Raw genomic sequence first — 8784 nt, 5'->3', positions numbered from 1 at the left:
AAAAGAAAATGCTTTTAATAATAAAATAATATCTACGCATAAAAACAACATATTAAACAATACTCATTATGAATGGATAGATAAAAATTTTTCTTATTTATCTTCAAAAATAAAAAACACTCAATGGTATTTGATTGTGAGTGTTGGAAATGAAGAATTAAAATCATCTCTTTTAAAACTTCTCCTTCTTATTATAGCTGTATTTGTAATATTATCTGCTATAGAAGCTGTACTAGTACTTTTAATAGCTATACCTATATCAAAAACATTGGATAATACTATATTGATAATAAGTTCAATGGCTAAGGGTAATTTTAATACATTATTTGATGAAAGAGAATTAAAGAAAAACGACCAAACAGGAGATGTTATAAGAGCACTCAATGAAATGCAAAATAAACTAGGCGATATCATATATAACATGAAAAATGAAATTAATGGCATAAATAATTCAGTAAATATAATAACAAACGGCAATATTAATTTATCTGACAGAGCAACATCTCAGGCAAGTTCATTGGAAGAATTAACAAGATCTATAGAGTTTGTATTTTCATCATTAAAGGATACTGCAGAAAATGCAGGAAATGCAAAAAGTATGAGTGAAAAAGTATCCAATGCAACAAAAAATGGTGTAAATGCTATTAATGCCACATCTGAAAATATGGCTGAAATATCTGAAGCAAGTAAAAAAATATCAGACATCACTAAAATAATAGAATCTATTGCTTTGCAAACAAACATACTAGCATTAAATGCATCTGTAGAAGCAGCACGTGCTGGGGAACAGGGCAAAGGTTTTGCTGTTGTTGCAAGCGAGGTAAGAAACTTAGCTCAAAATGTAGGAAATGCGGCTAAAGATATAACAAGCATAGCTAATGAAACTGTTGATAAAATACAAAATGGAAGTGCTTCTGTACAGGCTTCATCTTATATATTAAATCAAATAGAATCATCTGTTAATGATGTTCTTACTTTACTTACAGAAATATCAAGTGCTATTATAGAAGAAGAAAACAGTATATCCGAAATAAATACAGCTGTTGTAGAAATTAATAAAATAACTCAGGATACTTCCAAAATAGCTAATGAAGGAGCAAGTGCAAGTAAAGATGTACTTGATAAATCAAATAATATAGTTGAACAGGTTTCTTATTTCCGTTTTAATTAAAAAACAAATCGGCATAATAGGTAAAATAATATTATGCCGATTATAATTTACTATGCATTAATATATTTAAACTTTATCCATTTTCCGCTAAAATACCTATAAGTAAATATTAAAGCCTTTACTATCCAATCAGCAAACATAGCAATCCAAGTTCCAATCATGCCCATATGGAAATAAAGTGAAAACACATAAGCAAGTACTATTCTGCATACTACCATTGATATAGAAGCTACTGCCATAGGAAATTTTGCGTCCCCAGAAGCCCTAAATACCACTGGAAGAGAATAACCTAAAGGCCATATAATCATCATAACAGCATGATACCATGATAGTTTATAAGTATATGATGTGGCTTCAGCTGATAAATGGTATATATGAAGGATAAAAGGCAGAAGAGATAATATTATAATACTTGTTATAGTCTGAGATACATAAATAATTGCTATAATTTTTTTAGTATAATATTTAGTTTGATTATAGTCATTAGCACCAACACACTGTGATATAATAGTAGTAAGTCCCAAACCTATAGCCATTCCAGGCAGTACTTCAAAAGATGCTATTAATGTAGATACGGAATTAGCTGCTATTGAAGCCGTACCGAATGTAGATACCAAACTTAATATCAATAATCTCCCAAAATAAAACATACCGTTTTCTATACCATAAGGAATACCCACAGATAATATTCTTTTTATTGCCGAAAAAGTCATTTTATATTTAATTTTATTTTTTATATATATTATATTTTTTTATTTAACCCAAAAATTATAATTATGAAAGCCGCACCTATCCTGCTAATTAATGTAGAAATTGCCGCACCAGATATACCCATTTTTAACATATAAATAAAAACAGCATTACCTATAATATTTAATATATTCATAGATATCATTATTTTCATTGATATTTTAGAATTGCCTATAGTTCTAAACATAGAAGCTCCTCCATTGTATAGAGCTAAAAAAGGTATTGAGGCAGCTACTATAAGCATGTATGTATTTGCATTGTTTCTCACTTCTTCAGTTATACTTCCAAATAAAATGCTCAGTAAATAATCTTTAAATATATATATTAATATTGTTATAACTACAGAAAATAATAATAAAAATCTTATAAGCTGATTAATGGAATCATCTGCATGCTCTATATCTTTAGCTCCTATATACTGCCCGCTTGCAACAGCCCCTCCAGTTGCAATGGCAGCAAATATACTTATAAGAAAAGCTATAACAAAATCAACTAAAAATACGGCCGATACAGCATCCTCTCCCACATTGGCAACCATTATGGAATCTATCAAACCAACTAAATACTCCAAAAATACCTCTATAACAAGCGGTATAAATAATTTGGCAAGATATTTATTTGAAAACATATAATTGCTTTTAACAGCATTTGAATTAGAATAACTTATATCACTCAATTTTATCTCCTTAAAAAATAATTATGCATAATTTTTTTAATTTTGAAATTGATTATAGCATTGGAGTATACTCTAATGTCAAATGGTTTTATGATTTTTCATATAAAAAAAGGAGCTGCAATTAATATAGAGCCCCTTAAAAATATTTATTATATAATATTATATTAATCCGAACTTATATATAGTTCTATGATTATATTCTCTGTCGGGATAAAGCATTATACTTGGGAAATGATTAAAGTTTAAAGAACATGAAAAATATTGTGCTTCCAAACAAAAAGCTTCATGTTTACCTAGAGTTTGATTTCTTACTTTGCAGTTATTAAGAGAATTAGCTGTATAAAAAAGTACAGATGGCATTGTAGTAAATACTTCCAAACTTATGCCTGTTTCTTTGGAAATAACTTTTACTCTTTGTTTATTTATATCATTATCATCAAACACAAAACAATTATCACATCCGCCTTTTGATTTTATTATATCATCTATTTTTTTTGATTTTGTGAAGTCATAAGGAGTATTTTTAGTTTTTAATATCTCGCCTGAAGTAATACCATTTTCATCATCACCCAAATAATAAGCAGCATCTATAAATATTTCATGATCATTAATTTTTCCGCCGCCGTTTAAATTAAAATAAGAATGATTCATTATATTTAAAGGAGTTGTTTTATCTGTAGTTGCAATATAGTCTATTATTATTTCATTTTCATCTGTTATAGTGTATTTTACTATCAAATTAAGATTTCCAGGGTAGCCCTCTTCTCCATCTTTTGATACATAAGAAAATAACACTTCATTATCTTTTTTCTGCGTAGAATTATAAATTACATAAGAAAGTCCGTTTACACCGCCATGAGTATGATCTGGCGATTTATTAGCTGTTATATTATATTCTTTATCATCTATTTTAAATTTAGCTCCAATTGTACGTCCTGCCACTCTTCCTACAGTAGCACCCATATGTCCATTTTTTGCATTGTCTGTATAAAACTCTATATCATCAGAACCGAATGCTGTTTCTATTTCTTTGCCGTTTTTATCTTTAAAAAATATACCTGTTATAGTTGCCCCAACTTCCGCCAATTTTATTTTTAAGCCCTTATCATTTTCTAATGTGTATATATATGAGTTCTTACCAAAATCTTCTTTCTTAGATCTAAACATAATAATATCCTTATAGTGATTTATAAAAATATTATACATCATTTTAAATTTTATTTATATAATAAACCTTATAATTAATTATTTTATATATACATGTATTAGGTATATTGACAAATAAATATTTTTTTATTATACTATATAGTATAATAATTATTTTAAGGAAGACATATGTGACTAATAATAGAGCTAATTGGTGCAATTAGTCAATTAATAAAGAAAAAATTTCTAAATAAAAACAGAGAGAAAACTCTAAAGTGATTTATCATACATTTAATATATTTAATTTACCCCATTAGTGTAATCAAGGGAGGATATACTTTCTCCCTTGAGTTATTTGCTTATAATCTGTACATAAACTTTCCTATTTCTAGCCCCGTCAAATTCAAAGAAATATATATCCTGCCAAGTACCCAATACTATTTTTTTATTTTCTATTATTACTGTTAAACTAGGAGATACCAAAGAAGATAAAACATGTGCCTGAGAATTACCTTCACTGTGCTCATAATTATCATGCTGAGGTACTAATTTATTAAATGCATTTTTCATATCAAAAACCACATCAGGGTCGGCATTTTCATTTATACCAACAGCTGCCGTGGTATGCGGTACAAATATAACAGCAATTCCATTCTCCGCTCTCTCTTCATTAACACATCTTTGAACTTCATCTGTAATATCTACTATATCAAATCTTGATTTAGTTTTAACATTTATAGTATGCATTATTATTTCCTTTGATTTATTTTAATTATAATACTACATGATAATGCTTTGATTGTCAATTGATTATTTTATTATTATGTATATAATATAGCCTATGTTTAGAGAGATGAAAAGAAAAAAACAATTATTATCATACTCAGAAAGTATTAAAATATTAGAAAAATGCACTTCAGGAGTTTTGGGACTTATAGGAGATGATAATTATCCGTATACTGTTCCTTTAAGTTATGTTTACTCTGATAATAAAATATTTTTTCATACAGCTAAAAGCGGTTATAAAATAGATGCTATAAAAAATAATAATAAAGCTTCATTTTGCATTATAGAAAAAGATGATATCAAGATGAAAGAGTATACTACCTATTACAGAAGTGTTATAGTATTTGGAAAAGTTTTTATTATAGAAGATGAAGATAAAAAAAGAGAAGCTATTGAAAAACTAGCCATAAAATATTATCCTAATGATACTAAAGAAAATAGAAATAATATTATAGATAAAGAATATAATGCTATGTGTATGATTGAATTAGATATAGAGTATATCACTGGTAAAGAGGCAATAGAATTAGTAAAAACACAAAAAGGAGAATAAATGAAATATTTTAATTTTGATGAAAATTTTTTGCATACCGTTTTGCAGGAAGCTTTAAAAAACGGAGGAGAATATGCCGACTTATTTTTTGAAGATACAAAAATTAACTCTATAGGCTATTTAGACTCTGGAGTTGATAATACAAGTCTTGGAAATAATTACGGTGTTGGTTTAAGAATTATAGTTAATAAAAAAACAATATATTTATATTCTAATGATACAAGCAATGAGAGTTTAATAAATTTAGCTAAAAGTGCTTCTTCTATAGTAAATGATAAAAAGCATATAATAAACGGTTTTATAGAATCACATGAAAAAAATCATCACCCATTACATATAAATCCTTTTGATATAAACTTTGATGAAAAAATAGCAATGCTTTCATATTTGGATAAAAAAGCAAGAGAAGTATCTGATAAAATAAAGCAGGTTAATTTAAGATATATGGAAAAACAAAGAAATATTTTAGTATGTGCAAGCAATGGAATATTAAAAGAAGATTCTCAGACATATATAAGACTAGTTATGGTTTCTATGGCATCTGACGGAGTTAATACTCAAACAGCAAGCAGAACTAAAGGAGCTTTGGACGGTTATCAAGTAATAAGAGATATTAATTTAGACGAAATGGCTTTTGAGACTGCTAATTCGGCAATAAAAATGCTTAATGCCAAATACCCTAAATCTGGTAAATACCCTGTAGTTATAGACAATGCATTTGGAGGCGTTATATTTCATGAAGCATGCGGACATGCTTTAGAAGCTACTTCCGTTGCTGATAATGCAAGCGTATTTTGTGGAAGACTTGGAGAAAAAATAGCCTCTGATGTTGTTACAGCTGTTGATGACGGCACTATACAGAATGCTTGGGGAAGCTACAATATTGATGATGAAGGAAATGAAGCTCAAAGAACTGTATTAATAGAAAACGGCATATTAAAAAGTTATTTAGTTGATGAATTAGGCTCTTTAAAGATGAATCAAAAAGTTACTGGAAGTGCCAGAAGAGAAAATTATAAATACCCTCCTACTTCAAGAATGAGAAATACATTTATAGATAAAGGAAACTCAAGTTTTGAAGATTTAATCTCTCAAATAGAGTACGGACTTTATGCTAAAAAAATGGGAGGCGGTTCAGTAGACCCTGCCACTACAGATTACAACTTTGCTGTTTCAGAAGGATATATAATAGAAAAAGGAAAGATTACTGAGCCTGTAAGAGGTGCTACACTTATAGGAAGAGGAGACGAAACTCTTATGAATATAGAGGCAGTATCTTCAAATTTGGAATTAGCTGATGGTATGTGCGGAAGTATTTCTGGAAGTGTACCTACAACAGTCGGACAGCCTGCTATTAGAGTAAAAGAATTAACCGTAGGAGGAAGATAATATATGCCAGAATTAAATCACTATATGAACAGAATTAAAGAAATATACAGCACTGTAAAAAATAAGGCGAATGATATTGATGAAATAGAAGTTTATATGTCAAGCAGCGGCGAGGAAGAGTTTTCTGTGAGAGAAAGAGATTTAGATAAATATACATTCGCTGAATCTGGAGGTATAGGATTAAGACTTATAAAAGACGGAAAGGTAGGGATAAGTTTTACTGAAAAGATAGATTCAAATGCCTCTATAGAAACATTAGTTAATAATGCAAAAATCTCTCTTTCATATGCAAGTGCTGAACCTGATTATAATGCATTAATAGAAAAAGAAGATGGCGAGGAAGTTTATAATATTATCAATAATGATATAGTTAATATGACTAATGAAGATTTAAAAAAAATATCATTATCTATAGAAGATAAATTATATTCGCTTGATAAAAGAATAGTTAATGTACCTTCTGCTGGGCTTGCCAGATATGACTTTATAAAATGCATTATAAACAGCAATGGAGTTTGCAAGGGAGAGATAAAAAATAATATAACATACTATGCTGAAGTTATAGCAAAAGATTCTAACAGCACAAAAACTTATTTTGATGTATATTCTTCAAAAGATACATTTTTTGATATAGACGCTTTCACAAAAAATATATCCGATAATGTTATAAACAAACTAAATGCCAAAGAAATAGAAAGCGGAAAGTATAAAACTGTATTTACAAGTAAAGCTATGAGAACAATTTTAGGTGCATATTTAGGGCTTTTTTCTGCTGAAAATGTACAAAAAAAATTATCACTGCTTCAAGGAAAATTAAATCAAAAAATAGCAAATAGTATAATCAACATTAAAGATATACCAGTATTTGATAAGGGTATATATAATACTCATTTTGACGGAGAAGGTTCTAAAACAAAAGATTTAAATATCATAACAGACGGAGTATTAAACAGCTATTTATACAATAATTATACAGCGAGAAAAGACTCTGTAAAAACTACGTCTCATGCCTCAAGAGGATTTAAAACTCCTATAGGAATATCTTGTCATAACTTCATATTAGAAGAATGTAAAAATACACAGGAAGAACTTATATCACAAATAAAAAATGGAATATTGGTAAACTCTTTAACTGGAACACACTCAGGAGTTAATGCTATAAGCGGAGATTTTTCTCTTCAGGCAGAAGGCATAAAAATAGAAAATGGAAAATTATCGTACACCGCAAGTCCGTTTATAGTATCAGGCAATATATTAGATTTATTAAATGATATAGAAATGCTTGCAAATGATACAGAATATCATCATTCTTCTATTTATACTCCAAGTGCTTTGATTAGAGAATTATCATTTGCTTCATAACATATTTATATAAAAATCATGAGCTTATAACTTTATAAATATTAGTTATAAGCTCTTTATTATTTATTGTAAAATTTTAAAGATATAAATTCTTGATTGCTATTTTTATAATCAGTGTACTTTGTATAATTACACCATAGTCATTAAATTAGAATAGTCATTTTTATATCCCATTTGATCTAATAGAACTGAAATCTCCCCTCTATGATGTGTACTGTGATTTAATTCATGCATTATTAAATGATATCTTGTTTTTTTTACTTCTATATTTGGAACTACTACCTTACCTGCTATATTAAAATCATCTATAGAATTAACTATAGCTATTATAACATCATCAAGTTTTTCTCTTACTTCTATCAATGTTTTTAAATCTTTATCTATATCCCTATTAAAACTAAAATCATTATTCAAATATGTTAATAATTCTTCATTAGCAATATTTTTTTTGTTTGAATATTTTCTGAATATACCAAAAAAATACATATCGCATTGAATCATATGCTTAAATATTCCATATATTGATTTAAAATAAGCTCCTGTCTCTTTTTTCAAATCATCCTCTTTTACTTTTAATAAAACTTCAATAAGTTCTTCATTAGCATTTTTATTATATAAAGCCATTAGATTCATCATTTTTTTTGCTGTTTTGTCAATAGGCTTTTTCACAGTATTAGTTTCTTTTAATTTTTTACTGTCTTCTATTCTCTTACTAACTTCTTTTGTAGTATCATCTCTTTTTACATTGATGAGATTTGTTTTCATCTGCTTTACTTTATCTGTAATATTTTTTTCTCTTCCTGAAGTTTTTTTAACTGTTTGTTTTTTAATTCCTTAACATTTTTTTAAATCTTTTGTTATGCTTAATTTTATTTTTCTATATCTTTAATTTTCCTGTCTAATTTTTAGATTCCATTTCAATTTTTCTAGTCAATTCTTTTATATGAACAT

At 27.8% G+C, this 8784-nt stretch carries 7 protein-coding genes and 1 pseudogene; 4 read left to right on the top strand and 4 right to left on the bottom strand.

The genetic code is table 11. From position 1 onward, the window contains the following. Positions 1–1171: methyl-accepting chemotaxis protein (locus KQ44_RS02590; RefSeq protein ID WP_240516440.1), on the top strand; the 1171-nt coding region annotated here is incomplete at its 5' end. A 50-nt stretch (positions 1172–1221) separates the two neighbouring features. Here the strand turns inward: KQ44_RS02590 and KQ44_RS15525 are convergent. The 3 genes and pseudogenes from KQ44_RS15525 to KQ44_RS02575 all read right to left on the bottom strand — a co-directional run bounded on the left by KQ44_RS15525 (position 1222) and on the right by KQ44_RS02575 (position 4490). Continuing rightward, positions 1222–2597, bottom strand: a pseudogene (locus KQ44_RS15525) (MATE family efflux transporter). Positions 2598–2756: 159 nt separating this feature from the next. Continuing rightward, entirely contained in the window at positions 2757–3764 is a 1008-nt protein-coding gene (locus KQ44_RS02580; RefSeq protein ID WP_096736113.1) for an aldose epimerase family protein, read from the bottom strand. 330 nt (positions 3765–4094) lie between these two features. Continuing rightward, positions 4095–4490: a secondary thiamine-phosphate synthase enzyme YjbQ gene (locus KQ44_RS02575; protein WP_096736112.1), complete on the bottom strand. Its 396-nt coding sequence runs from the start codon at positions 4488–4490 to the stop codon at positions 4095–4097. Positions 4491–4596: 106 nt separating this feature from the next. Between KQ44_RS02575 and KQ44_RS02570 the strand changes: the two genes are divergently transcribed. Genes KQ44_RS02570 through KQ44_RS02560 form a run of 3 tightly spaced genes read left to right on the top strand, consistent with a single transcriptional unit; the run spans position 4597 to position 7833 of the window. Then, complete coding sequence (locus tag KQ44_RS02570) at positions 4597–5082, top strand: pyridoxamine 5'-phosphate oxidase family protein (RefSeq protein ID WP_205676538.1); 486 nt, start codon at positions 4597–4599, stop codon at positions 5080–5082. Beyond that, entirely contained in the window at positions 5083–6471 is a 1389-nt protein-coding gene (locus tag KQ44_RS02565) for a TldD/PmbA family protein (RefSeq protein WP_096736110.1), read from the top strand. Positions 6472–6474: 3 nt separating this feature from the next. Continuing rightward, positions 6475–7833, top strand: coding sequence for a TldD/PmbA family protein (locus KQ44_RS02560; RefSeq protein ID WP_096736109.1), 1359 nt, complete (start codon positions 6475–6477; stop codon positions 7831–7833). 129 nt (positions 7834–7962) lie between these two features. Here KQ44_RS02560 and KQ44_RS02555 read toward each other — a convergent pair whose 3' ends face one another. Continuing rightward, positions 7963–8598 carry a DinB family protein gene (locus KQ44_RS02555; protein ID WP_096736108.1) on the bottom strand — a complete coding sequence of 212 codons (636 nt, stop codon included), beginning with the start codon at positions 8596–8598 and terminating at the stop codon, positions 7963–7965. Positions 8599–8784: the final 186 nt, after the last annotated feature.

The sequence above is a fragment of the Brachyspira sp. G79 genome, assembly GCF_002379365.1.
Taxonomy (GTDB): Bacteria; Spirochaetota; Brachyspiria; order Brachyspirales; family Brachyspiraceae; genus Brachyspira.
The sequence above is the reverse complement of the archived record's forward strand: the minus strand, read 5'-3'. Positions and strand labels throughout refer to the sequence as shown.

Excerpts from the sequence above, each read along its gene's own strand:
- KQ44_RS02555 (WP_096736108.1), bottom strand. The coding sequence starts at position 8,598 with ATGAAAACAAATCTCATCAATGTAAAAAGAGATGATACTACAAAAGAA.
- KQ44_RS02570 (WP_205676538.1), top strand. The coding sequence starts at position 4,597 with ATGAAAAGAAAAAAACAATTATTATCATACTCAGAAAGTATTAAAATA.
- KQ44_RS02580 (WP_096736113.1), bottom strand. The coding sequence starts at position 3,764 with ATGTTTAGATCTAAGAAAGAAGATTTTGGTAAGAACTCATATATATAC.
- KQ44_RS02575 (WP_096736112.1), bottom strand. The coding sequence starts at position 4,490 with ATGCATACTATAAATGTTAAAACTAAATCAAGATTTGATATAGTAGAT.
- KQ44_RS02560 (WP_096736109.1), top strand. The coding sequence starts at position 6,475 with ATGCCAGAATTAAATCACTATATGAACAGAATTAAAGAAATATACAGC.
- KQ44_RS02565 (WP_096736110.1), top strand. The coding sequence starts at position 5,083 with ATGAAATATTTTAATTTTGATGAAAATTTTTTGCATACCGTTTTGCAG.